Here is a 23730-nt window from a genome sequence, read left to right as displayed (position 1 = left end):
GATGCTTCTTTCATTTGTCGTGTCAGGAGGCTGGAGATTTCGGGGCGGGCGCTGGTCCATGCCGCACCGGATTCTCGGGCGGATCGAGCGCGGGGGGCACGGTGGGCGGAGCCAGTATCGCGTCGGCGATGATCCGTCTGGGGTCGTACTGGCGCGGGTCCAGGGCCTTCCACGGGATGTCGTCGAACTCTTCGCCGATCTCGTCGCGCGCACGCTGCTTCGCAGCCTCTGTGAATGCTCGCAGTTGCCGGACGGCGCCCCCTAGCCATGCCGCCGCTGCGGTCATTCGGGAAGGCCCCAACAGAAACGCAGCCAGAATGGCGAGCAGGAAGAACTTCGTCGGGTCCAGTCCGAACATCAGGGGGCCATTCCGGTGAGCGTCAACGCCTGCGGCCGCTGGAGCGCAGCGATCGCTCTTCCGCGCCGCTTGTCATTTACCCACGCGAAGCCTGCCGCGGCGAAGTAGAGGAACACCATCGGGAGGGCCAGGAGGAACATCGACAGCACGTCTGCGGCGGGGGTAGCGAGCGCCGTGAAGACCGTGATCGCGAGGATCACGTAGCGCCACGAGCCGATGATGGCGGAGGCGCTCATCACGCCGACGACGTTGAGCAGGACTAACAGCAAGGGCAGCACGAACGCGATACCGACGATGAGCATGAGGCGCAGGATGAAGTCAACGTAGCTCCGCGCGTTCAGGATCGAACTCGAGTTGCTGGGCGCGAAGCCGACGAGGAGAGAGATCATGTGTGGCAGCACAAGCCAGCCCGCGATGCATCCTGCCGCGAACAGCGGGACCGCCGCGCCGACGAAACCGAGCGCGTATCCCTTCTCCCGCCGCGTCAACGCCGGCACGATGAACGCCCATAGTTGGTAGAGCCACACCGGTGAAGACAGGACAACGCCTACGGTGAAGGCCAGCTGCAGCCGCAGGTCGAATGCTGCCGTGATCTCACCGAAGTTCAGTAGCGCCATCCGACCCTGCTCGTCCTCGATGGCACCGATGAACATCTGCACCGCATCGAGCAGCCACCCGGAGAGAGCGAAGCCGACCACCGTTCCGACCACCAGTGCCAGTGCGGCGATGGTGACCCGCTTCGCCAGCTCGTGAAGGTGCCCGCCGAGACTCATGGAACCCTGTGGGTCTCGACCGGCTCGCGCCTGCCGTGACATGAGGACTCACACTCCGGAGCGGGACCCGTGCGGCACCACGGGCGTGTCCGCGCTGTCCACTCCACTCGGCGTGGCAGTTCCCACATCACTTCCGGTCGCGGCGCCGGCGCTCTCCTCCTTGAGGTTCTTGGTCTCCGAGCGGAAGATCCGGACCGACTGCCCGACGCTGCGCGAGAGGGCGGGCAGTCGGGTGGCGCCGAACAGCAGAAGGACGACGGCGAGAATGATGAGCAGGTGCCAGCCAGACATGTTGGCGAACATGGATAACTCCTTCGTTATGGGTGGTGAGGGTACGGAGGGTCAGCGACCGGCGAGCGAGCCGCCGATGCCACCGACGCTGAAGTAACGGTTGAGGACGGCGAACACGACCACGGGAGGAAGCAGCATGACCACGGCAACCGCCATGACGGCCCCCCAGTCCGTGACGTTCTGCTGGAAGAACGACTGCAGACCGACAGGCATGGTGTAGCTCGTTTCGGTGCGCAGGAACACCACCGCAACCAGATAGTCGTTCCAGGACAGCAGGAAGGTGAAGATCGCAGTGGAAAGGATTCCGGGCAGGCTGTTGCGCAGAACGATGCGAGTGAAGCTTCCGAACACCGATGCGCCGTCAATCCATGCGGCTTCCTCGAGCGACACCGGGATGCTGTCCATGTAGGCGGCCATCATCCACGTCGCAACGGACATGCTGGCGCCGACGTACACGATGATCAGTCCGGTCAAGGTGTCAACCAGACCCAGGTTCGCGAACAGGATGAACAGCGGGATGACAGCTGTGATCACCGGCAGCGATTGGATGACGAAAAGCAGTAGCGCGTAGCCGGAGACCAGCCTGTTACGACCGCGCGATAGTACATATCCGGCGGGGGCCGCGACGACCACCGACACCACGACTGTCGCGAGCGCGACCAACAGGCTGTTCTGCAGCCATGTCGGTGTGAGGGTCTGGGTCAGCACGTAAATGATGTTGTCCAGCGTGAGCCCGGACTTTCCGCTGGCCGCGCTCGGAGTCAGCGCGAGCAGCACCACAGCGGCCACGGGCACCAGCACGACGACCGTCAATACGGAGATGAGGGTGAATCTTCCCCACTGCCCGCGCTTCTCCTGCTCGCTCACGGGCGGCTTCCCCCGCTTGCGCCGGGGCCGGGTCGTGATCGTGCGGGTCTCGGACTGAGGCACCTCACCCTCGAGGTGGGTGCGCAGGACACTGCTCATTCGACGCTCGACTTTCGGATCTGGCGGTACAGCACGACGGAAACCACGACAAGAGCCAGGGTCATCATGAACGCGATGGCCACGCCGGGTCCGAGCTGGAAGTCCTGGAACACGGTCCGGTAGGCAAGAACGGTCAGCGACGTGGTGGCGTCCACCGGGCCACCGCCGGTGAGGAGATAGATGGTCGGGAAGTCGTTCACACAGAAGATCGTCATGAGGATCCAACTGATGTAGGTGGATCGGGCGATCAAGGGAAGCGTGATCATCCGGAACTGCTGCCATTTGCTGGCACCGTCCATCTGGGATGCCTCGTAGACGGTGGGGTCGACCGCCGCCAGCGCAGACGCGGCCATCATCATCATGAAGGGAAAGCTGATCCACACCTTGAAGACGCATACCGTGATCGCGGCGAGCGTCGGGTCGGCGAGGAACAAGACGTTCTCGATGCCGAACAGCCGCAGCAGGCTCGGGACCGGACTCTGCGGCGTGGCGACGAGCCAGTTCCAGGCCGTCGCCGACACCACCACGGGGACCACCCAGGGGAGCAACAGCAACACTTTGAACACACCGTTGCCGGGGATTCGTGTGCGCAGCAGCAGCGCGAACGCGAGACCCAGCACCCACGACCCGAAGACTCCGACGACCGTGAAGATGAGCGTGAACCGGGTTGCCTTCCAGAACGCCTCCGACGTGAGCACGGTGACGTAATTGTCGAAGCCGACGTAGGCGCCCTCGGAGATCAGCGACCCATCGTGCACCGACTGGGATGCGGCGACGACGAACGGGTATGCGTTGATCAGTACGAGCAGCACGAGGGACGGGATGATCAGCGCGGAATAGGTCCGTCGGGTCTGCGCGGCGATGACGTTGCGACCGCGTCCCGGCCGACCCGAACCGCCGACGCCGACGCCGGATCTCGCCCGGTGCAGGCGTGTGGCGGCATTTTGTGTGGTGCTCATTGCTGTTGCTCCCCTGAGTGGTGTCGCGACTACGAGGTGGCCGACTCCAGCTCGGTCTGCAGCCCCTCCAGTGCGGTCTTCGAATCGGTCTGGCCGCCGAGGATCGCCTGCGTGAACTGCTGAAGCCCTTGACCCCCATCGACAGCTGCAAGATCGGCGAACAGCGTTTCCGCCTGCCAGGACAGCGGCTTGACCACCGGCTGCCATTCGTCGATGATCTTGACCCACTCGGCATCGGACTGGAACGCGTCCGAGTCCACGATCGACCTCAGCACGGGCAGCTGATCGATCACATTGTTGTCCCAGTAGGTCCCAATGCCATCCAGGTAGGCGGTAAGGAACGCTTCGGAGCCCTCCTGGCTGGGCGTGTTGGTGTACATCATCAGGTTGTTCACGTATCCGAGCGTTCCGGTGTCCCCGCTGTATGCGGTCAGCGGTGATGCGACCACCACGTCGTCATCGTTGACGAGGTGCTGCAGGCCGGCGGTGTGCCAGCCCATGCCGACGCGCCCGGTCTTCCACTGCTCGATGATGTTGTCAGCGGTATAGCTCGGCGCGCCCGGGTCGACGGCCTTCAACGCGATCAGGTCCCGCACGAAGTCCATCGCTTCGATGTTGGCGCCGGTGACGGCATCGGGCTTCTGGTCCTCGTCGAAGAGGCCTCCGCCGTTGTTGATCATCAGCGAGATGAGGGCCTGAGAGCCGACGCTGTTACCCGCGCCGGCGCCGATGCCGAACCCGTAGACTCCGATATTCGCCAGCGCCTTGGACGCCTCGATGTAAGACGCCCAGTCGGTCGGCACCTCAACGCCCGCCTGTTCGAGGAGGGACTTCCGGTACCAGAGCACGCGGTAGTCCGCCTGCCACGGGATGGCGGCATAGCCGTTCGGCGTCTTCATCGTCTCGACCGTGCCGGGGAGGAAGTCGTCGAGCTTGCCACTCTTGCGCAGGGAGTCGATCAGATCGTCGGCGTAAGCGATCGCGCCCTGCTCAGCGAACTGGAACGCCTGGAACCCGGCACCGCTGCTGACCGCCGGTCCTGTCTTGGACGCGATCGCGGAAGAGAACGTCTGGTAGAAGTTGTTCCACTGGATCTGCTGGTAGCTGGCCGACGGAAGTCCGTCGGCGGGCGAGTAACCAGTGACGACGGACTTGGCGGCGTCAGCATAGGACTGCGGACCCCACGGCATATCCCAGAATTTCAGGGTGCCGCTGCCGCCTCCCCCGGTGGCGCCGCCGCCGCCCCCGCCGGGAGCGCATGCGGCAAGTAGCGGAACGGCGGCCGCAGCGGCTGCGATGCCGAGGAAGCCACGACGGGAGAACGTGGCTGGCGTTGAGGTGTTCATCATTGGACTCCTACCCGACCTTCCGGTCGGCTCTCTGTGGTGTGTTGGGTGTGGGCTGTGAAACGAGTGAAACGGTTGGCAGTTTGGGTGGGATCGGATGCGGCTGGCTAGGCGAGGGAGGCTCGGGTGAAGAGCAATTGACTGGCCTCATCGAAGTCGCGCAGGTCGTCGGGACGGTCGCCGCTTTCGACAGCGGCGACCACTCGCCGCCACGAGGCACGGTGGGCAGACTCCCACCGCGAGGGAAGCGTGGTCGACCCGTCGGTGTGCACGATGGTGACGAGCCCGGGTGCCGCCGTTTCGGGATCGGGCACGGACAGGTGGACTCCACCGAATCGAGCTACGACGCGGACGCGGACGGGGCCATCGATCGCGGGGCCAACGGCGATCGTGATGGTCAGCGGTGCACCGTTTCTCACCATCCCGCCCAGGAGCACCGTCCGCGATTGGCGGTGAAGGACCCGGAGATCTTCCACAGCCCCCATGAGGTAGTGCGCGATCTGGACGGTTTCGTGAATCGCCTTCTCGACGTCCTCGGTGGTCGGTACATTGACTGCGATCTCGGCAAAGGAGATGGGACCTTCGAGGCTGCTGACCGCGTCACGGGCCTCGGTCAGGACGGGGTTCGCTCGCCAGCGTTGGTCGAGGATGACGAGGGCGTTCTGTTCGGCAGCGGTCTTGCAGAGGGCATCGATCTGCTCCGCTTCGGGCGCGACGACAACGACCCCAGACGCTCCCGCAAGCAGCACCTGGCTTGCTCGTTCGGTCCAGCCGGCGGTGCCGTTCACTGCGTGGATGTCGGCGCGGTCCGTGACGAGCTCGAGAGTTCCGGGCAGCGATGCCGTCACCCAGGTGAGAGCGCCGCTGGCGCGCGTCTCATTGTCGGCGGCGATTCTGAGGACGTTCATGCGACCGCCTTCCGGTTGCTGCGGATCTGGCTGGATGATTGGTCGGCGAGCGCGATCGCGAACCGGAGGTCGTCGATGAGGTCGACAGTGGGAAGGGGCGCCGCCTGACCTCGTGCGATCCGAGCAAGGGCGATCCACTCCGCCTCGTACCCGCTGAGGGCAAAGGGACCGAACGTTCGGCTTCCGGCGGTGGAGTGCAGCGTGGCGACCGCCGAACCTCCCTGCACGTACGACGGCGTGAACGTGACATGCAGGGACTGGTCGTCGCCAATGACCTCCAGTGTCCACTCCGGCGCCCACGTATTGGTGGTGACGGCCTGCAGGTGGACGACCTTGCCGGACGCGGTTCCGGAGACGACGTAACCCCAGGGCGATGCGAGTTCGGCGCGCAGCACCTCGAGGTCCGCAAACGAAGGAAGGAACTGACGGATCAGGGGCAGATCGTGGATGGCCAGCCCCATGATGCCGCCGGTGACAGCGCGGACGACCGCCTCTACGCCGGTGTCGTCGGAGGGCGGAGACGAAGGACGCGAGACGATGTCGGTGGCGAGATCCTCGAACTGTGCATTGGGCGGAATAACCACCGAGGAACGAATGGTGTGCGACGTTTCGGTCAGCGCGCCCCATTCCGCCTGCGCGGCCAGCCAAGCCGGATCGAACACGTGCATCGCCCCCACGATGATCGGCACGCCCGTCTGCTCGGAGACTTCCGCGATCTCACTCGCCTCCGCCGCCGTCATCGCAAAGGGCTTCTCACAAAGGATTGCTTTGACGCCCGCCCGGCACGCCGCGATGACCTGCCCGGCGTGAAACTGTGACGGGCTGCAGATGACGACCACATCGACAGTCGGGTCGCTGAAGACGTCTTCTGCTCGCGTCGTGAACGCCGCCCCGGCTCTCCGCGCCACGGTCTCAGCGGTGGCGGCATCAACGTCCATGACCACACGCACTTCGAAGTCGTCGCTCAGCCGAGCAAGCGTCGGGAGGTGGATGGCCTGAGTCACCGGCCCCGCCCCGAGAATCCCAACGCGCAGCCGTGCGGCCGTATCGCGGTCACCGGACATCGACATGCCATCTCCCCTTCGAGTCTCAAACATGACCGAGTGATCATCTTTCAGCCGACTATAACCGAACGATCAAGTTTCACGCAAGTGGCGCGTAGGGTGCTGCTTGGAGGTTTCAATGAGCGCGGAGACACAGCTCGGGCGCGGTGCGCGCGGCCCTTATCGCAACGGACTCAAGCGTCGTCGCCAGATAGTGGCCGCCGCTGCCATTGCATTCGGGCAATACGGCTACCACGGCGCCTCCCTGCGGCAGATCGCCGACCAGGTCGGCACGACGAACGCAACACTGATTGCCTACTTCGGCAATAAGGAGGGGCTGCTCGTCGCGGTTCTCGAGCACTGGCGCGACGAGACTGCACCCGAGACCGATGTCTTCCACGGTCTGGACTACTTCCGTTCGTTCGCGTTCTTGATGCGATACCACGCCAAGCGGCGGGGGCTCATCGAGCTCTTTCTGACCATGTCAATTGAGGCCGCACAGGAAGATCACCCCGCTCGCCCGTTCATCCTCGAGCGGCAACACGCCGGCATCACGATCATGGTCGAGAATCTCCGTTTCGCCGTGGAGCAGCAGCAGATCGAGTTCATGAGTCCGGAGACCATGGAGGCGGAAGCTCGCTTGATGGTCGCGACACTCGACGGCCTCGAGATCCAGTGGGTCCAGGCGGATGACCTCGACCTCGAGGCCATGGTCCGGCGACACGTCGACTCCGCCATCACACGGTGGACCGGACGGCCGTTGGAGGAGGTCCGCCGAGAAACCGACGAATGGCTTGCGACACACCACAAGGAGTCCTTCCTCGACCTCCCGGCCCGCTGAACCTCAGAACCGCGCACACACCGCTGGAACTTAGACCCACTGATCGAGGCGATGCCGGCGAACGTCGAGCCCGCCTCGACTGACGCCCATGTGGCCGCGGCGGCCGGCCCGTCTTCATGGACGAGTGGCACCCTCTCGCCTACGACTGCGCCGTCGCGTCCGGGGCGAGTGAACACCAAGCGGAGGGACGGGCCCACACGGCCGAGTCCTTGCGCTGCTCTCTTGCCAAATCACAACCACATAGTTATGGTTGGCGAAATCGAAGCGAGCGGTTGCTTTTCGGAGGGAAGCGCACGCAACGACGCAGGTGTTCAGATCAATGAGGAGATGTACATGTCCGCTGTTGAACAGCAGGAGAAAAGCCCAACCTTGCTTAGACGCCACAGGCTGAAAAGGCGCCTTGCCGCCGTTGCTGTTGCAGCCGCCGTGGCCGCCACGGTCATCACAGCGGGCCTAGCGTCGCCACCCTCAGCGCGCGCCGGACAACCGGCGGGGCAATCGGCGCTCGGTGACGCCGCATACCAGCGACCTCTGGGCGTCATTGGAAGCACTCCATGTAGCGCTCATGACTGGCAACTCTGCGCAGGCTATATCTCCGCACCCGACACGGTGCCGTACGCGCTCGGCAACCCCATGGCTCAGCCCGGCCTCGGGATTCCGCTCGGCGGACTCGGTGCAGGCTCGTTCATGATCAACCAGGCCGGGACCTTCGGCCCGTGGAACATGGGTGGATCCACGAACTCGAACTACGAGAAGCGCATCCTGCCTCAGGCCGCCATCCACATCCGGGAACAGCAGCCGGGCCGAACGGCCACGACCAAGACGCTCGCCGTCAACAGCTCCGAGTTCGGATCCGTCCTGCCGGCTTGGTCGACCCTCGACGCCGGGAACGGGACATACAGCGCGCTGTACCCCTTCGGCCGCATCGACTACGCGGACCCCGTGCCCTCGACATCCGTGTCCACATCGTTCTGGACACCTATCGTGGCCGGTGACGACGAGTCCTCCTCTCAGCCCGTGGCCTACTTCGAGGTGGAGCTCACGAACGAAACGAGCAAGACGACGAAGGTGTCGACCATGTTCACCTTCCCCAACGCTCCAGCTCACGTCGCAAGCACAGTGCAGAACACTCCCAGTCCCGTGCCCAGCGTCCGCACCGGCTACACCAGCCATAAGACCGTGGATCACCGCAACAAGATCACCGGGATCACGCTGGGGGCATCCAGCCCCAGCAACACCGCAGACTCTCAGAACAGCGAGTGGACCACTGCTGTGCAAAGCGAACCCGGACAGCGAGTCACCTACGCAACGTCCTGGAACGCCGACGGCGACGGCTCCGACATCTACAGCCCGTTCAGTGCAACCGGGCGCCTCCCCAACGCTGCCCTCGACGGCAGCAACTCCGCCAGCGCCCTCGCGGTTGACATGAACCTTAAGCCTCATCAAACGGAAACCGTTCGCTTCGTCCTGGCCTGGGACTTCCCACAGATCACTTTCGGCACGGCCGGCGACACCTCCTGGATGCGGCGCTACACCTCCTTCTATGGAGCCCGCGAAGACGCACAGAACAACTACATCGCGGGCAGCTATCCCGGCAACCAGGGCTTTGCCATCGCTGCCCGGAATCTCGCCCGCGCGGACAAGGCGGCGGAAGCGGTGGCGCGCTGGTGGAAGCCGGTGGCATTCGATGACACGGTATCGCCCGCCATCCGGATGGCGGCGCTGAACGAACTCGGTCAGCTCTCGTTCAACGGCTCCTTCTGGGAATCGGGCCTGGTCTCCTCTCCCTACAAGACGGATGGGCGACCGGGATCGGCAGTCCCGGGAACCCACCTCTTCCACACCGTCACGGGTGGCGGCTGGGCCGACGCCGGGGAGACCGACGTTCAGGGGCAGATGGCGATCGCCCTGCGTGAACTGTTCCCCTCCACCGAAGCCGCATGGGTCCGCGCGACCTCCGACATGATCAATCAAGACCCGAACGGCCGAGTACCCGGCAGCCCCGGCTTCAACCCCCCAGTAGGCAACTACATCTGGTGGCAGCTGGAGGCGCCGTGGCTGCTCTGGGAGAAATCGACCAGCCCAGCCGCAGCCGAAACCACGTTCTTCGACCGTCCAGTCAAGTACCTGATCCGCGCATACGGCGCGTACAGCAGCACTGGGGACGATGCGCTATTGCGCGACATCTACCCGGCGATGCTTCGCCTCTGGACCCACGACGTTGTCCCGCGGATACCGCAGGGCGACACGCTTCCCACGGAGGCAGCCGTCTTCGCCAGCACCTACGACGTGATGGGACAGTCCGATGGGGTGCACGGGATCTACACCTCCGGGCTGTACATCCTGGCCGCGGACATCATGGCGGCTGCTACTGAGGACGCGCAACGGCTCGGAATTCCCGAGGCGTCGGCGGTAGACGTCGACACCCTCAAAAAAACGGGGGCCACTGCCCGAACTGCATACGAGGCCGCCTTCTGGACCGGGGACTACTACAAGTTCACCGATGCAGGTGAGAGGTCCACCGACGTCTTCGTCGACGTGCTGTGGCCTCAGCACGTGGCCGAGCAGCTCGAGCTGGCCGACATCAATCCGCCCGAACGCGTGGCCACGCACCTAACCCACGCCTTCGACCAACTCACGCAGCTGAAGGACTCGACCGGGCACATGCTCGGAGCGCCGAACCTCGTCCCGAACGGGGGCAAGCCTTACCCGGTGCTGCCTAACCGGCCGAGGGAGCTCGGTTTCCAGGCCGCGGAGGTATGGACCGGGACGAACTTCGAATTCGCCGGAACCCTCATCCAGGAAGGCCGACGGCTCGACCGCCCCGACCTGGTCGCCGACGGCAACGAGCTCGCGGAGGGTGTGGTGCACCAGATATACAGCCCCACTGCACCCGCAGGTGGCGCCTTCGCCTTCAACACCCCCGAGGCATGGAACGGCTACGACCCCACCACCTACCGAGCGGCCTACTACGCGCGAGCGCTAGCAGCGTGGGACCTGTACGCATCGGCGCGCCAGTGACAGCGCAGAGCTAACGCGCCGCACGCCTGAGGACGCAGGGTCAGATCATGACCCTGCGTCCTCCTCATCGAGTTCCGTCATCGGCGGACGCAGCGCGGCCGTCGCTTCCAGCGGAGCAGCCCCGAAAGGGCGGTCCAGCCGAGAGGCAGGCCTACGCCAGCACCAGCTGCGCACACGCGTCCTGCGTGCGGGACTCGTACCTTGCGGACGCTCGCTACGCGAAGCAGCACTGGATGGCATCGGGCTGCAATAGCTCAACGTCCCGCCGAGACGCAGTCGGGGATGCGGTCGACGTCTCTCCTGCCGAGCGGCGCCCATTCGCGGAGCGTCGCTGACTCGATCAGTCGAGGTGGGTCGGAGTATCTCGATGTTTCTCGGCGTCGTACCCGATGCTCGCAAACGGGTCGGCTTACGGGCGGAGCTTCGTCGTCGCGGGATCAACGCACGGGGATGGGGCGATCGACAGCGCTGCAGCGGGGATGCCCGCGACCGCGAAGCGATCGATGAGGTGCCTCGGGCTGATCGGGCGGCGTGATGATCGCCTCTGGTGTGATCCGCACACGGGAGTGCAGCATTGTCGGGTTGACCAGCCGTCAGCTGCGGCTGCCGAGGAGGATCCAGCCTGGCGGTCATTCCACCGAATCGAGAGTCCAAACACGCACGCCGGATACCGAGGCGGTGGCCAATAGCGTGCCGTCGGGACTGAAGCACACGTAGTCGACTTCGTCGTCGTGAGGGAGGACGAAGAGCGACGCTCCCGTGGTGGCGTCCCATACCGTCACTTTCTCCTCGCCCCCAGTTGCGACCAACGGGGGGTCAGCGCTGAAGGCGACGATCGGACCGGCGTGACCGTACTTTTCCTCGGCCGCGGCTGTGCGGCTTTCCGGGTCAACGGTCAGGAAGCCGCCTGAGTCCAGGGGGACCAGGATCGTGTCGGACGGCGTGAACATGGCCTTGTCGGTCATAAGGTCCCCGAGCACATCGTCGTAGTCATCCACGGTGCTGCTTACCCAGTCGCAGAGGATGACCCTGTACTGGCTCGTGATGAGGAGTCGTCTGCCTCCGCCGGCGAAGGTGGCGTAAGTGCATAGCGGTATCTCATCCTCTGAGGGTTCCCAAACCAGCGCGCCCTCGCCCTCAACCGCCCACAGACGAGGGAGACAATCGGAAACCGTTAGTAGATTGGCGCCGTCGGGGCCGAATTCCACGTGCTCCACCGTGTCCGGATGCACCCAGCATCGCGCTTCCGAGCCGTCCCGGACACGCCAGAGGCGCGCCGTCGCGTCGTCCGCACCTGTAGCGAGGAACTGTCCGTCCGGCGAGAATGCAATGGCGTTCACAATCGGATCGTGGTCCGCTGCTCCCTCCTCCCGCGGGTACGCGAGCTGAAAAACCTCCTGCCCCGTCCCGCAAAGCCACAACTTGACGACGCCGCCACTGTGAGCACCCGCCAGGAAATGACCATCCGGGCTGAACGCGACAGCCGTGGCCCATCCAGCCACGTCCTCGAAGCAGAACCGCGCCCGTGGCCCAATAGGCATAGCAGCCAGTGCACTTCCCGCGCTCCGGCGGGCGCCCGGCGGAGTCGAGCTGGCGAGCTCGAGGGCCGAGCCTCCGGACTCCAACACAGAGCGCCAGACCTCCCGAGCTTCCTTGGCGCGACGCATCGTTCCAGGCATGTCGAGCAACGACCTGACACCCTTCACGATGGAGACGGGATCCAAGTCCCCCATGACGCGGTCCATATTGAGGTCGTTGAGCGCAGCCTGCCCCTCGCCCCGGTCTCCTTGGAACACAACGATGCGACGCTTGCCCGCGAAATCGACCCGCAAGGCCAGAGCCGCGAGTGAGTGGCTCCCGAAGAACGGCGGGGCGTCGCCGAGACAGGCGACGTCGGATAGGGGGAAGGCCCAGGTATCCCTGTCTCCGTCCTCCACGAACACGACGAACAACTGCCCATCGTCGCCCACGAGCGCCAACTCACCGACGATCTGCAATAGCCGAACGCCCCACATGGCGCTCTGCCGGTCGCTAAGGAGTTCGACACGACTGGACAACAGAACTTCCTGACCGCTCATTCGCACTCGCCCCCGTTCGACGCGCTTCATGTAGGAGAGCGATACAAACCGCTGGAGATACGTCACGGCCAGCCGGTCCGTTCGGCTCGCTATCGGCTGCTCACCGCCCGCAAACCGGTCCTTGAGCGGTCGGTGACGCGCTCGCTCGGCATCCTCGGGAGCTAGCGTCAGAATGGGCTGACGTGAGCATCCATTCACGGGTGTCGGCACTGCGACGCGCGGTCCGCGACGATTGACGTGTGCCGCCTTCAGATTTCAACATGCTCGGCCCCATCGCCGGACTGGGTTCGTTTCAGCGCACGAGGGTTCGCAGAACCGCGATCGTGGTAGTAGCGATGGCTCTGGTTTGTGTCGTGCTGATCGTGGTCTCGATCTTGACGGTCGGTATCGAGGCCACGTTCGGAGCGGAGACACCCGCCCGGTTGCCGATTCTTGCGCTGATCGCGGCTGTGATTCTGACGCCGGTCGTATGGTCGGCGGCGTTTCGCTCCCGCCGGTACGGGCTGACTCTCACGAAGGATGAGCTCATCGTCGTGTCGTGGTGGCGCACCCGGAGGTTTGAGCGTGGTGAACTGTCGGCGGCCGAACCTTTACCTGCTGTCATGCGGCTCAGCGACGGCTTCTTCTCGGGAAACGGTGCCGACGCAGCACCGTTCGCAGTCTGGCTGTGGCCGAAGAGTCCTGAGCGTCATGAATTTCCTCTTGGGATAACCACAGGCCCGTGGGAAATGACGGCGGTCGCGGCCGGGAGAATCAACGCTTGGCTGGGCGTCGACGTCGACTTTGACGAGGCTCGGGTCGACCTGTTGCTCGACGGGGACTGACGTTCGAGAGCGGGTCGCTGATCCTGCACGGAGGGCACGCAGCGCCGTTTTGTGCGCCTTCGCGTCTGAGCAGGTCACCGCCGGATTCCCGACCGAAGCTACCCCTCGAGCAGCGCCGCGAGCGCAGCTAGGTCGCGCTCGAGGCTGTGCTGAACTTCGGCAGACATGCGCGTCGCCGACTGCACTTCGCGTGGCCCATCCAGCCATGCGGACAGTTCCACCTCTGTACCGTCGAGTCCTTCGACGGCCTGGTGGTGCACGGTTAACTCCACCCCATCCAGTTCGGTGGTGTCGGCATAGACGAAACCCGGACCGACCGTCGTGATGCGGAACGGCGACTCTTCACCACCGACCGCCTTGAGAATCCCGCGTGCCCCTACATCGAAGGGCTCGAGCAGCCGGAAGTACTCCATGCTCGGCGCCCATTCGGGATGCGTCTCGATGGCGCACCAGCGCTCGAAGAACAATGCGGCCGAGGCGGTAGACGTGCGACGGGTACGTGCGATCTCGATCACGCAATCGACGCTAGCGGCATCCTCCGACAGTGGAGCAACCCCTGTGTCTGAGCGCTCCTATACCGCTCGCGGCTCTCGGTTGACGGTCGTTGAGCGGGCCGCGGCGAGCCTGCGCGAATGCAGATCTGTCGGAGAACCCCACGCGCAAGTTTCTCAGTGTCAACGAACCTCCGCCATCGCCCAGTTGTCGTCGGTGGAGGCGAAGTTAGCACTACCGGCGATGTCGGGTACGTTTACCCCACCGTCTGGCAGAGAGAAGTGAGCGCCGGTGATGGACGTTGTCGTTGGTGCCGCGGTCGCGGTCGTACTCATTGCGGTCATCTTGTGGTGGCAGCAACGATGGCGGAGCCGGCTCGAGAGTGCGATGACCGGATCCCGCCGCGTGGGCCCCTCTGCACTTGGCGTATCAGTGGTGGGGAGCTTCGGACCCAACAACAATCCGGTAGGAATGACGTATCCGTTTGAGGGGGGCCGCGACACTCTCGGTCTAGTCGTCACCAACGGCCGGTTGGAGATCTGGGGGTACGTCAGTCGAACTCCCAGGAAGCTGTACGCGCTGCCGACGGCGGTAGACGTGCGCTACGACTCCAAGCACGCCATCCCCGCGATTTGGATCGAGTGGAAGGATCCCGCCGGTCGCGGCAACATGGGGTTCATCCCCATTCGGATGATCTGGGTGATCCGCCGGGCGGCCCGCCGCAAGGACATCTCTTCCCTCGCTGATCATCTTCGCCAGACGGTCAACGAATCCCGAATCTAGGGCCACCTCGACCCGGGCGAGTTCGGTTCGTAGCGCCCGATAGCCGGTCTCTTAGCGTGCGGCGATTGGGCTGGAAGTCTTGCGATCGTGCCGTCGGCCGTACCAGAGCAGTAGCGTCACCAGCCAAGACACGACGGCGACCATCGATGCAACGATCCAGAGCACTGTGTCGGGCGGGGCGGTCGTGCGATCCCAGTCGATGCTTTGTGCAGCATCGATCCCGAGGACGGCGAGATTGCTCGGAACCAGCCACCATGTGAACCACCATGAGCCCAGTGCGACGGGAAGAAGCCACCCCTCCCGGCGGTCTGGTGAAAGCACTCGCCACGCCCACGCCGAGGACAGTGCGGTGAAAGCGAGGGTGACAAGTGAGGGGACCAGCGTGCTCGTCCAACCGACGGCGGTCAGGTTCGACACCCACGTCCAGTTGTCGTCGTAGGACACCAGGAGGAGCAGCGTGAGTGATCCGCCGACAGCGAATCCGACCGCGGCGGCCGCAATCGATGCTGCCCGCTGAGATCTCATCATTCTCACCTCCTCCACAGGTGGTAATCCTGGGCGAGTGCCCGTCGCTAGCATCGCAGAGTGGCCGAAACGGGGATCGCTCGCAAGACAAACACTCTGGCGCTTGTCGGATTCATTGCCGCGTTTGTGATCCCGATAGCCGGGCTTGTGATCGGAATCGTCGCCCGACGCCAACTGGATGCGCGGGGCAACTCGGAGTCGGGGCGAGGGTTCGCTCGCTGGGCGATGATCATCGGCGCGCTTGGTGCGCTTGCCCAGCTGGCGTTCTTCATCGTGTGGGTGTCCCTATTCGCGACTGCTCTCAGTAACGCCCCAACCCTCGGCTGACGCGGCGGCGTCTGGAGGCTGCTCCTCAAGGCGGTCTATCGGCGAGCGCCTCGTCAGTCGTAGTGGCACGATTACGGACGTGCCTACCCGCCACCCGAGCGCGCTACGACTCGAGATGATGCAGCGCATGAACGACGGATGGTCGGTGCTGGAACTGTCCCCGGACCGCCTCACAATGCGCCACCTGGTCTCACCACCCGCCTGGCGGATAGTCCTAGCCGCGATCAACCCCGTCGAATGGATCGCCGGCCCCATGTGGCCGGAGGTGCACAGGGTGCTTCACGTCTGGCCGGACAAAGAGGGAAACCTCCATCGCCGCACCACCGGAGACATTCCTCCGCGCTGGCCACAGACGCACGATTGGGACATCGAGGACGGACCCCTCCCGGCCCGCGCGTAGCCGGGTCCCTCAGCACGCGTGCGTTTCCTGTACCAATAGTTCGCGCGTGAGGGATCGGCTTTCGGTACTGCACTCTCGGGTCAATGAGGCGTGGTGCCTCCTGCATCGCGGGCATCGTCGGGCGATGCTTGTTCGACTTGGGTGGTGTTCGGTGGGTGGTCGCGGCGCCAGTGCGATGGTCGCGTGTCCCATAGGACGCCGCCGGTGTCAGTGAATGACCATCGCGTCCGCGGGCGACGGCCATCCCATTCCTCTCGACGAACCCCGCGGTGTGCCTGTTCACTGATCCATACCACAGCCGCTTCAGCGGCGCGCTCGGGCGTCGCCCCCGAGTGCAAATCAGCCCCCGGCCTCCGATCGGTCGCGTAGACGTTGCCGTCGATCGGTCCCCAGTCATCGAAACGCGTGTAGTCACCCCATGCGCAGGCGAGCAAGCCGGCCTCGACTGTGTCTCGATACGTGACCCATAACCAGCGCAACGGCGCGATGAGGTGGTCGAGCTCGACGCCGACGAATGGTCCGGCGGCCCAAGATTCACCCAGGGACTTGTCGGCCGATAGACCGGCCTTTGTCAACCTCGGCGTCAGCTCGCGCAGACGAAGGAGAAAGCGCGCATCACCATCCGTCGCGGCTCTCGCCCCGGCGAACCATCCCTCGGGTACATCCCTCACGGTTCCATTGTGCAATCACGTTCGATTGGGCCACGCACCCGCGAAGCCCGGTTCCGGCCCGCGGCCCGCTGAGCGGTCCGCTAACGCGCCGCTTCTACCTGCAGTTCGACCGTGACGTATCCCATCCCGCGGTACTTGCCATCTGAGGCGTACCCCACGGGAAACTCACCATCGGGTCGGTCCCAGCCGAGAGTGACCTTGTGGAGCTCGGATCCCATGTCAATGCTCCACCTGCCGGAGTTGGTGAGCATGGTCATCGTGCCAGCGACCGGGTGTAGTTCCACCGATTCATCGGCCAGAACTGTGGCTCCGTCCCATACCTCTGCCGCATTCTTGCCACTGAGCACAACTGAGATCCCAATGTCCTGCCCTGGGTCGAAGATGTCGAAGTCCGCCTGAAGGCCGTGGATGGTAGCGGCGCTTCCGTCAAGATTGTCTGCTGCGTCATTTCCGACGTAGACGGAGAGCTGAAGGCGATCACCGGGTGCGACGCGGATGAAGTCTGTGTAGTTGCCTTCACCCTTCTGCCGGATGCGAACGAAGTTGCGTTCGTCGCCGACGTCGGGGTGGTCCGTGATGGAGTTGAGAATTGCATACGGAGCGGGCGTTGAGACAGTGAACGTATCGCGCTCCGGCCCCCAGCCGACGTGGACGGGTGGCGCCGACGGTTCGGGCGAGGGGGCTGGCTCAGCCGTGACCACCGGTGCCGGGGTGTACGAGTCAGCAGAATCAGCCAATTGTGCCGGGGTCTTGCCGAAGAAGGCCCACGCGGAGAACACGATGCCGATTATTGTCAGCACAAGCATTGAGACTTCGATGACGAACTGAGGCCGGTCGCGGCGGCGGGGCCTTGTGCTATCGGCGTCGCGACTAGACGTTGCACCCATCCGTCCGGTCGCCTCGCTACGCTGAGCTGCAGCCGTGGCCGCCGAAATCGCCGGCTTCGGTGGGGCCGACCTCCCCAACGAAGGGCCCGCAGTATCTCCGATACCGGTCGAGCTTATCGGCGCGGGCGGTGCCGACTCATCGCTTACGGCCCCCACCATGTGGCCATAATGGTCTGTTCAAACTGCGGCACGCAACTTCTGGTCTCACCCACGACGCGGGTGGCATGAGGGCGCGGGCCACTGCGTGCTGGTGTAACGCCGCGCTGCGAACGAAGGTTGGTGTGGCAGAACCAATCCTTGTGGAGAAGTCGTTCTACATTCGGGTAGTAGCGCGAGAGCACCGCCTCAAAGGTGAGCGCGAAGCCGACGAAGCGTTAGTGCACGCACTGGACTCGACTTCTACAGATCCGCTTCGCGTGGAAGACGGCTATCGCGACTTCTTCTGCGAGATCCACTGGAGGAACCACCCGAGCAAGAAGCTGTTCTCAAGGGCGGGAATTGAATCTGCTGGCCACGCGGGCGAGCTCGAGACATGGTTAGTCGATCTCGGTAATGCCGACAAGCAGGAGCACCTCGAGGATGAAGTGTCGTGACAATTGCCCCGACGCTAGGTCAGAGCGCCCGCAAGCCCGTCCCTCTGAGATCACGATCATGATGCGAGATCGTGACCGAGCTCGCACGCTTCGATCCCTATGATCGTGGCGTGCTCAACCCCGAAGGACTGCTCAGGCCTCCCGTGCCGGTCGGTCGCGTAGTGGGGTGGGCGATAGTCTCCGCACTCGCAGCCTGCTGCGCAGGACTGCTTGTTCTCTGGGCCGCACAGATCGCCGCAGGTTCAATGGGCGAACTGATCGAGTCGACGCCAGTTGTAATGCCATGGATATTGAGCCTGTACTTCGCGGTCGCTGGGGTGGTTGGCGGCGCAGTATGTCTTGCCTACTCAGGCAGGGTTTACGAACCGAGACGAGCACGCATCGCCGCATTCACGACGAGTGCGGTTGCACTTGGGGTGTCGATCGCAGCATTGATGGTGGGCGTTCTCGTCGTAATTCTCTAGAGCAACGGCGGTACCGCCTATCGCAGTCGGCGTCACGGGGCGGGACGGCCCAAGTGACGTCGGCCATCGTCCGTAGTTCGCAAGTCGGTCGCTCTGCGAGCGCCAATCGGCGACGCTGCCGCGGTAGCTGCTGGCCGAAGGGATCGACTCCAGTGCCCCGACGGCCTGTGGCAACATGACAGGCAGCCGCGAAGCGGCAGGATCGGACGGAACGGCGATGGTCCTCTGTGGACAACGTCCGTCACGCTGTCGGCACCGTCTTCCTCGTCAAGGGAGTGTATGACCTAGGGTCGAACGTCTATCCGACAGCGACAGTTAGGAGGTTGTTCTGAAGTCGCTACTGGACTACGCACTGAGATCAGGTTTCTTGTGGGGTTACATCGTCGCGGCTCCCGTCCTCGCGCTGTCACCCGGCGAGGCTTGGCTCAAAGTCGTCCTTTATGTGCTCGCTGCCCCGATTCTCCTCGGGGTCGCGGCTCTGACGCGCCGCCACGCGCGCTCACAGGGTCGCGTTTACCCTTCGACATCTGAGTCGTTTCGCAACTCGCTGGCCCAGGTTCCCAAGCTGCGCGAGGGTGATTCGTGGGTCGGTATCGTGGCGTCTGGGCAGTTCAAGGAGTGCCACTTTCTTGTTCTGATTACCGGAGGAAAAACGGTGGAGCTGCTCATCGTGTCTAGGCACTGGCCGCACCGAGCCAAGTACGCGCGATCCTTTTCGTCTTCGGCCGAGTGGCGAGCATGGGCCCACCAGAATGACTTGAGATTCATCGGTGCCGGAAAGTACTCGGACTCTGCTCTTAGCAGTTACTTCAAGACTGCGCTGGGTGCAATTCCGGATATCACTCAACCCCAAGGTTGAGCAGCAGTCCTCGGCGCCTTGCATGCCTGCCTCGAGAGGATGTGCCCTGTCCGCCGGCGACACCGGATGAGTGTCGGCCAATGGTGATCGTGTGCAGATTGAGTCAGACGCGATGAGCGATACCGACAACGGCCGCCGTGCGTGGCGAGCCCGCACCGGGGTGAAACCCAGGCGGCTCGATATTGTGTGGGACTTCGTTGGTCATCACTCTTTGCGGGTGTGGCAATGGTCTTCGCAGCGTTCGGTGGTGGCCGACGCGGGCCGCGGATGGGCGTCGATGAGACCTGGGCATGGATGCTGATCGGCGCCCTGAGCACGTTTGTCCTCGTGCTGGCAGTAGTCGGCCGACGCGCGTCGCGGGTAGTGCGCTCGCGGCTCTCGGTTGACGGTCGCTCTCCGCGCATGGAACTGCTCTACCAGGTGGAGAATCGCGCAGGCCTTACCGGATCTGGCTTTCGTCTTATGGGATCGCGCGAAGCTATCCGCAGTGGTCTCTGCCCGATACCTCTCCCCAAAGAGCAGCCCACTGCCCCGGGCGCAGGTCACGCGGCAGCGCGTTGTCGGCGACGCCGAGACCATGCAGCACCATCCGCGCGGTGCGGCGACTGAGCTTGGCGCTCCGCTGCAGGATCGCGGTCAGGTCCCCGCCCGCTCCGGTGAACATGTCGCGCACGAACCGGTCGTACCGCCCACGATCGCGGGCGTCCACGAGAGGCGACGCACGACGGGTGATGCCCAGGATGCCGCCGTCCACACTGGGCATGGGACGGAAGTGCCGGGCGGACACGCGGCCATGCAGTGCGAACTCGAACCACGGAGCCGACTGCGCCGTCATCATCGTCGCGCCCCCCACGCCGGCGCGCTTGCGCGCCACCTCCCACTGCGTCAGCAGGATGGCGTGGTGCCAGCCGGAGCGCGCGAGCATTCGTCGAAGAATAGGGGTGGTCAGGTGGTACGGCACATTGCCGACCAGCACCGGACGATCGAGAGGATGCCGCAACGCGTCGGCGCGCTCGACCCGAATCTCCGGCAGGCGCTGCCGGAGCATGCGCACACGGTGCTCGTCGATGTCGATCGCGGTGAGGTCGCGTCCGAGACTCGCCAGCGGCTCGGTCAACGCTCCGTCGCCGGCGCCGATTTCGAGGATCGGGCCTTCCGTCGCCGCGACGAGATCGACGATGCCCCGAATCGTGGGGCGGTGGATGAGGAAGTTCTGGCCAAGTTCGTGACGGCCCCCGTGCACTGAACGACTTCCGGGACGGAAAGAGGGGTGGGTAGATCGGTTTCGCATGAGCGCTCCAGAGAAAGAAGTGGAGCACCCCGCCACAGGCGTCGAAGAGCAGTCGGCTCAGGGGTGGAGGGGACGCGCGGCCGGGGTGCGAGAACTCCGGACGACGGCGCGCTTACGCGGAAACCAGCGAACGCGCCGTCAGGCGCGGCGGTCGCGAATATAGAACGCGCACGCCATCATCGGCGCGCTGCAGATCGTTCCCATACCTCGAGCGTAGCCCGGTGACGATCAGCTACACCACTCCGGACTCGGCAATTCCCGGACGGTCAGCGACGAAAGAGGGTCCACCAACGCACGTGGGCCCGCGCAAGATCGCCCGGATGTGTTTCTGACAGGCAGAATCGGTCCATGACAGTCAGCCGCGGGACACCAACGACCTGGTTCGGAGTGATTACGCACCCGGGTCGGGAACTCACGTACACCGTCCTGGTAGCGGTGCTAATCGCCGCGGCCACGGTGCTGTCAGTCCTGTTTCCGCCGCTCGGATCATGGTTATTCATGCCGGCGGGAGTCGTAGCGATTGCGTGGTACACGCATATGATGCGGCGCTGGCGCGAGGTACGGGCTGACGCCTGAGCCGGGTGCATGAGGGTTGGGTTCTTCTACCTCGGGTACGCATGCATCAGGACGTCGGTGAACCGGTAGTCGACGGGCTGATCGAGTTGATCGAATGTGCACGATGCGCGGTCCGTGAGCGGGCGTTGTGCGAGGCAGGGCCGGACTCGTGTGCCTATGCGATCCCTTCGATGACGCGCGCCCTGCGGACGAAGTCGTCGAGTACGGCATCTAACTGCGCGGTTCGTGGCACGTCGTAGAAGGCGAAGCGCGCAGTCTGTCCCGGCGTGTACAGGAAGTCCAGCCCGGCGTTGGCGGCGAACTCGCTGCCGGCTACGCCGTACGAGCGGGGGTTGTCGTTGGTGAACTTTATGGTGACGTGACGTTCGGTCCGTTCGACTTCGACGTGTGCGGCAGTCGGGGTGAGTTCGAAGACGAGGGTCTTTCCTGATCGGAGGATGAGCGCTCGGCGGTCGGTTATGACGTAGCGGGTTCGACGTTTGAGTCGCGACTTGACGACGAATCGACCGGCCAGGAGGAACAGCCCGACGGACGTCCAAATGATCACGCTGACGACATGCGGAGCCGTTGGACCTTGTAGGGAGATCACGATCCCGCCCACTGGGACGAGTACGCCGAGCGGTAGCAGCCATGCATCCGCGATGGTGAGCAGCCTCCGCGGGTCAGGTGCCCCCGTCCACATGATCACTTCGCCACCCGCATCGGCAGATTCGTCGGCCACCGAATCATCGTCACACACGCGTCGGCGAACTGTCCGCAGGGCCGTCATTCGGCGTGCGGATGCCGGTCGTCAGCCGTGCGGGTTAACTCGCGTGGGCGGATCGCCATGCTCGAATGATGTCGGCCCCGGCGTTGACGTCGGCTTCGTGCGAGTTGCTGGCGAGTAGGAGAGGTTCCCTCCCGCCTGCCAGGGATAGTTGCAGAGTGTACTCGACGTCGCGGTTCATGAGCATCCCAAGCAGCGCACTGGGCCAGAACTTGAGGGCCACGGCGTTGATGGACACGATCTCGTGCCTCGGGTAACGCCGGGTCCAGAGATAGCCGCGGGCGATCAGGTGTGTCGGCGTCAGTTCGACACCGTGCAGAGCGCTGCGTAAGACGAGCCCCACCAGCCCGACGCCGAGCAGCGTCAGGGCGAGCGCGAACGGCAGAGCGATCCAAAGGTTCACGGGAATGCCTGAGCTCGAGCCTAAGGCGGTCGCGATGGGGAACGGTGCGAAGGCGGCCAGGAGACCGCAGACGGGAGCTGCGAGCATGTTCCACATCCGGAACCGTCGGCCCAGCGGCCACACCAACAGCCGCGACGAATCGAAGGGGCCCGACCGGAGCGCGAGCACCCCTCGGGGTGGCAGTAGCATCAGCGCCACAGCTCCCACCCAGACCACGAGCACGCCGGCCGACATTGGGATGTCCACTCCGAACTGGTACTCGTCGCTACCGACGCCCCACACCAAGATCGAGCGAATGATCAGGACGGCGCCGGCCGCCATCCCGACGAGCATGACAGCCGGAGACCACGCGAGCAGCAGCCAGTAAGCACCTGGCGAGAGTGGGCTGTCGTCTCGCCGCACCCTGACCCTCTTCGTCACCGAAAGAGCATAGACCGCAGCTCAAGGTCACAGTGAGCATGCAACGTTGCGGGTGGCGACGGCGACACCGATGGCCGACTCCATCCAGATCACGTTCGAAAGCCGGTCGGCGAACGGTCCATGCGCGGAAGCGGCCCGTCGAAGTTCGCGATTCGCGACGAGCCATCACCGGTGGTGCAACGGACGTCCGCCACGCTTCTGCTCGACGACGACGACGTCGGCGAACGCGGCGCCCTCGCTGCGAAGCCGTGCGGCGCGGGCACGGAACGGCTTGGCCTATGCTTGGTCGCCCCATTCGGCCAGGAGGGCTCTCACCGTTCCTTCGTATTGGGCGCGATCGAACGTGATGCTGAACGATGGCACCTCCTCAACGTTGACAGCCTCGGTCATCCCGTCATCACTGATGCCACCACCCTGGTAGGCAATGTCGCGCCATTCCACGGTGGTTTCCGTATACCTCACGTCCGCGCTCACAGCCCCGCAGGCGAGGTCGCCGCACCCAGCACAGAAATAGATTCCCGCCCTGCCGTCCGTGAACTGCACCCATGGATCAAACCCCGACTCACTCTCGAGCAGGAGCGCTCGCAGGCTTTCGATAACGAACGGGTCGCCCTCGCCGCCCTCGGTCATAAAGGTGATGTCAGGGCACTCGGCGCCGTCCGCAAGCGTAAGTCGGTCACGCAAAGGTACGCCGTCAATCGTCCAGTCGAGATACCGCAGCGGAGGAGCAGGAACGAACTCCGGACGCATGCGGAGGAAACCCCGCCACTTCGTTTCCCACTGTTCACACTCTGTCCAGTGGGTGCCGAGCACCGCCAACGGTGCGGTCGTGTCGGCGGGCATGCCCTGAAGCGTAGCTCGCCTT

Annotated in this window: 24 protein-coding genes; 7 read left to right on the top strand and 17 right to left on the bottom strand. The window is 64.4% G+C overall.

The genetic code is table 11. From position 1 onward, the window contains the following. Positions 1 to 22: 22 nt before the first annotated feature. The 8 genes from VIP82_RS02960 to VIP82_RS02925 all read right to left on the bottom strand — a co-directional run bounded on the left by VIP82_RS02960 (position 23) and on the right by VIP82_RS02925 (position 6671). Complete coding sequence (locus VIP82_RS02960) at positions 23 to 358, bottom strand: twin-arginine translocase TatA/TatE family subunit (protein ID WP_331905796.1); 336 nt, start codon at positions 356 to 358, stop codon at positions 23 to 25. Further along, the gene (gene tatC, locus VIP82_RS02955) at positions 358 to 1131 is read right to left on the bottom strand and encodes a twin-arginine translocase subunit TatC (RefSeq protein WP_331905795.1); all 774 of its coding nucleotides are present in this window, start codon (positions 1129 to 1131) and stop codon (positions 358 to 360) included. Before tatC ends, VIP82_RS02960 begins: the two co-directional genes overlap by 1 nt. A gap of 48 nt (positions 1132 to 1179) precedes the next feature. Then, the gene (gene tatA, locus VIP82_RS02950; RefSeq protein ID WP_331905794.1) at positions 1180 to 1434 is read right to left on the bottom strand and encodes a twin-arginine translocase TatA/TatE family subunit; all 255 of its coding nucleotides are present in this window, start codon (positions 1432 to 1434) and stop codon (positions 1180 to 1182) included. 39 nt (positions 1435 to 1473) lie between these two features. Further along, positions 1474 to 2289: a carbohydrate ABC transporter permease gene (locus VIP82_RS02945; protein ID WP_331905793.1), complete on the bottom strand. Its 816-nt coding sequence runs from the start codon at positions 2287 to 2289 to the stop codon at positions 1474 to 1476. A 95-nt stretch (positions 2290 to 2384) separates the two neighbouring features. Then, positions 2385 to 3347 carry a carbohydrate ABC transporter permease gene (locus VIP82_RS02940; protein WP_331905792.1) on the bottom strand — a complete coding sequence of 321 codons (963 nt, stop codon included), beginning with the start codon at positions 3345 to 3347 and terminating at the stop codon, positions 2385 to 2387. Between the two features lie 29 nt (positions 3348 to 3376). Further along, positions 3377 to 4693 carry an ABC transporter substrate-binding protein gene (locus VIP82_RS02935; protein WP_331905791.1) on the bottom strand — a complete coding sequence of 439 codons (1317 nt, stop codon included), beginning with the start codon at positions 4691 to 4693 and terminating at the stop codon, positions 3377 to 3379. Between the two features lie 107 nt (positions 4694 to 4800). After that, the gene (locus tag VIP82_RS02930) at positions 4801 to 5481 is read right to left on the bottom strand and encodes a hypothetical protein (RefSeq protein ID WP_331905790.1); all 681 of its coding nucleotides are present in this window, start codon (positions 5479 to 5481) and stop codon (positions 4801 to 4803) included. Positions 5482 to 5597: 116 nt separating this feature from the next. Further along, on the bottom strand, positions 5598 to 6671 hold the full coding sequence (locus VIP82_RS02925) for a Gfo/Idh/MocA family protein (protein WP_331905789.1): 1074 nt from the start codon (positions 6669 to 6671) through the stop codon (positions 5598 to 5600). Positions 6672 to 6783: 112 nt separating this feature from the next. Between VIP82_RS02925 and VIP82_RS02920 the strand changes: the two genes are divergently transcribed. Together VIP82_RS02920 and VIP82_RS02915 are read left to right on the top strand one after the other, a co-directional pair. Beyond that, positions 6784 to 7485 carry a TetR/AcrR family transcriptional regulator gene (locus VIP82_RS02920; RefSeq protein ID WP_331905788.1) on the top strand — a complete coding sequence of 234 codons (702 nt, stop codon included), beginning with the start codon at positions 6784 to 6786 and terminating at the stop codon, positions 7483 to 7485. 246 nt (positions 7486 to 7731) lie between these two features. After that, positions 7732 to 10506 (top strand): GH116 family glycosyl-hydrolase, encoded by a 2775-nt coding sequence (locus tag VIP82_RS02915; protein WP_331905787.1) that lies wholly within the window; start codon positions 7732 to 7734, stop codon positions 10504 to 10506. Positions 10507 to 11135: 629 nt separating this feature from the next. On the opposite strand, the gene VIP82_RS02910 is transcribed toward VIP82_RS02915, so the two are convergent. Continuing rightward, complete coding sequence (locus tag VIP82_RS02910; protein WP_331905786.1) at positions 11136 to 12650, bottom strand: WD40 repeat domain-containing protein; 1515 nt, start codon at positions 12648 to 12650, stop codon at positions 11136 to 11138. Between the two features lie 194 nt (positions 12651 to 12844). Here VIP82_RS02910 and VIP82_RS02905 point away from each other — a divergent pair, with 194 nt between their 5' ends. Next, positions 12845 to 13408, top strand: a complete 564-nt coding sequence (locus VIP82_RS02905) for a hypothetical protein (RefSeq protein ID WP_331905785.1) — start codon at positions 12845 to 12847, stop codon at positions 13406 to 13408. Between the two features lie 98 nt (positions 13409 to 13506). On the opposite strand, the gene VIP82_RS02900 is transcribed toward VIP82_RS02905, so the two are convergent. Beyond that, positions 13507 to 13923, bottom strand: coding sequence for an SRPBCC family protein (locus VIP82_RS02900; protein WP_163630720.1), 417 nt, complete (start codon positions 13921 to 13923; stop codon positions 13507 to 13509). Between the two features lie 448 nt (positions 13924 to 14371). Here VIP82_RS02900 and VIP82_RS02895 point away from each other — a divergent pair, with 448 nt between their 5' ends. Then, entirely contained in the window at positions 14372 to 14683 is a 312-nt protein-coding gene (locus tag VIP82_RS02895) for a hypothetical protein (protein WP_331905784.1), read from the top strand. A gap of 51 nt (positions 14684 to 14734) precedes the next feature. Here VIP82_RS02895 and VIP82_RS02890 read toward each other — a convergent pair whose 3' ends face one another. Then, positions 14735 to 15211 carry a hypothetical protein gene (locus VIP82_RS02890; RefSeq protein WP_331905783.1) on the bottom strand — a complete coding sequence of 159 codons (477 nt, stop codon included), beginning with the start codon at positions 15209 to 15211 and terminating at the stop codon, positions 14735 to 14737. A gap of 57 nt (positions 15212 to 15268) precedes the next feature. Here VIP82_RS02890 and VIP82_RS02885 point away from each other — a divergent pair, with 57 nt between their 5' ends. Beyond that, complete coding sequence (locus tag VIP82_RS02885) at positions 15269 to 15535, top strand: DUF4190 domain-containing protein (protein WP_331905782.1); 267 nt, start codon at positions 15269 to 15271, stop codon at positions 15533 to 15535. A 480-nt stretch (positions 15536 to 16015) separates the two neighbouring features. Here the strand turns inward: VIP82_RS02885 and VIP82_RS02880 are convergent, their stop codons facing one another. Together VIP82_RS02880 and VIP82_RS02875 are read right to left on the bottom strand one after the other, a co-directional pair. Beyond that, positions 16016 to 16606 (bottom strand): hypothetical protein, encoded by a 591-nt coding sequence (locus VIP82_RS02880; RefSeq protein ID WP_331905781.1) that lies wholly within the window; start codon positions 16604 to 16606, stop codon positions 16016 to 16018. Between the two features lie 80 nt (positions 16607 to 16686). Beyond that, on the bottom strand, positions 16687 to 17493 hold the full coding sequence (locus VIP82_RS02875; protein WP_331905780.1) for a hypothetical protein: 807 nt from the start codon (positions 17491 to 17493) through the stop codon (positions 16687 to 16689). Positions 17494 to 17774: 281 nt separating this feature from the next. On the opposite strand from VIP82_RS02875, the gene VIP82_RS02870 reads away from it, so the two are divergent. Next, positions 17775 to 18086, top strand: coding sequence for a hypothetical protein (locus tag VIP82_RS02870; RefSeq protein ID WP_331905779.1), 312 nt, complete (start codon positions 17775 to 17777; stop codon positions 18084 to 18086). Positions 18087 to 18157: 71 nt separating this feature from the next. Further along, positions 18158 to 18550 carry a hypothetical protein gene (locus tag VIP82_RS02865; protein ID WP_331905778.1) on the top strand — a complete coding sequence of 131 codons (393 nt, stop codon included), beginning with the start codon at positions 18158 to 18160 and terminating at the stop codon, positions 18548 to 18550. Positions 18551 to 19887: 1337 nt separating this feature from the next. On the opposite strand, the gene erm is transcribed toward VIP82_RS02865, so the two are convergent. From erm to VIP82_RS02845, 4 genes are all read right to left on the bottom strand, one after another. Continuing rightward, a complete protein-coding gene (erm, locus tag VIP82_RS02860) occupies positions 19888 to 20700 on the bottom strand; it encodes a 23S ribosomal RNA methyltransferase Erm (RefSeq protein ID WP_331905777.1) in 813 nt (270 codons plus the stop codon). A gap of 730 nt (positions 20701 to 21430) precedes the next feature. Then, positions 21431 to 22045 (bottom strand): hypothetical protein, encoded by a 615-nt coding sequence (locus VIP82_RS02855; RefSeq protein WP_331905776.1) that lies wholly within the window; start codon positions 22043 to 22045, stop codon positions 21431 to 21433. A gap of 34 nt (positions 22046 to 22079) precedes the next feature. Next, a complete protein-coding gene (locus tag VIP82_RS02850; RefSeq protein ID WP_331905775.1) occupies positions 22080 to 22865 on the bottom strand; it encodes a hypothetical protein in 786 nt (261 codons plus the stop codon). A gap of 276 nt (positions 22866 to 23141) precedes the next feature. Beyond that, positions 23142 to 23708, bottom strand: a complete 567-nt coding sequence (locus VIP82_RS02845) for a hypothetical protein (RefSeq protein WP_331905774.1) — start codon at positions 23706 to 23708, stop codon at positions 23142 to 23144. Positions 23709 to 23730: the final 22 nt, after the last annotated feature.

It is taken from the genome of Microbacterium sp., assembly GCF_036566905.1.
Taxonomy (GTDB): domain Bacteria; phylum Actinomycetota; class Actinomycetes; order Actinomycetales; family Microbacteriaceae; genus Microbacterium.
The sequence above is the reverse complement of the archived record's forward strand: the minus strand, read 5'-3'. Positions and strand labels throughout refer to the sequence as shown.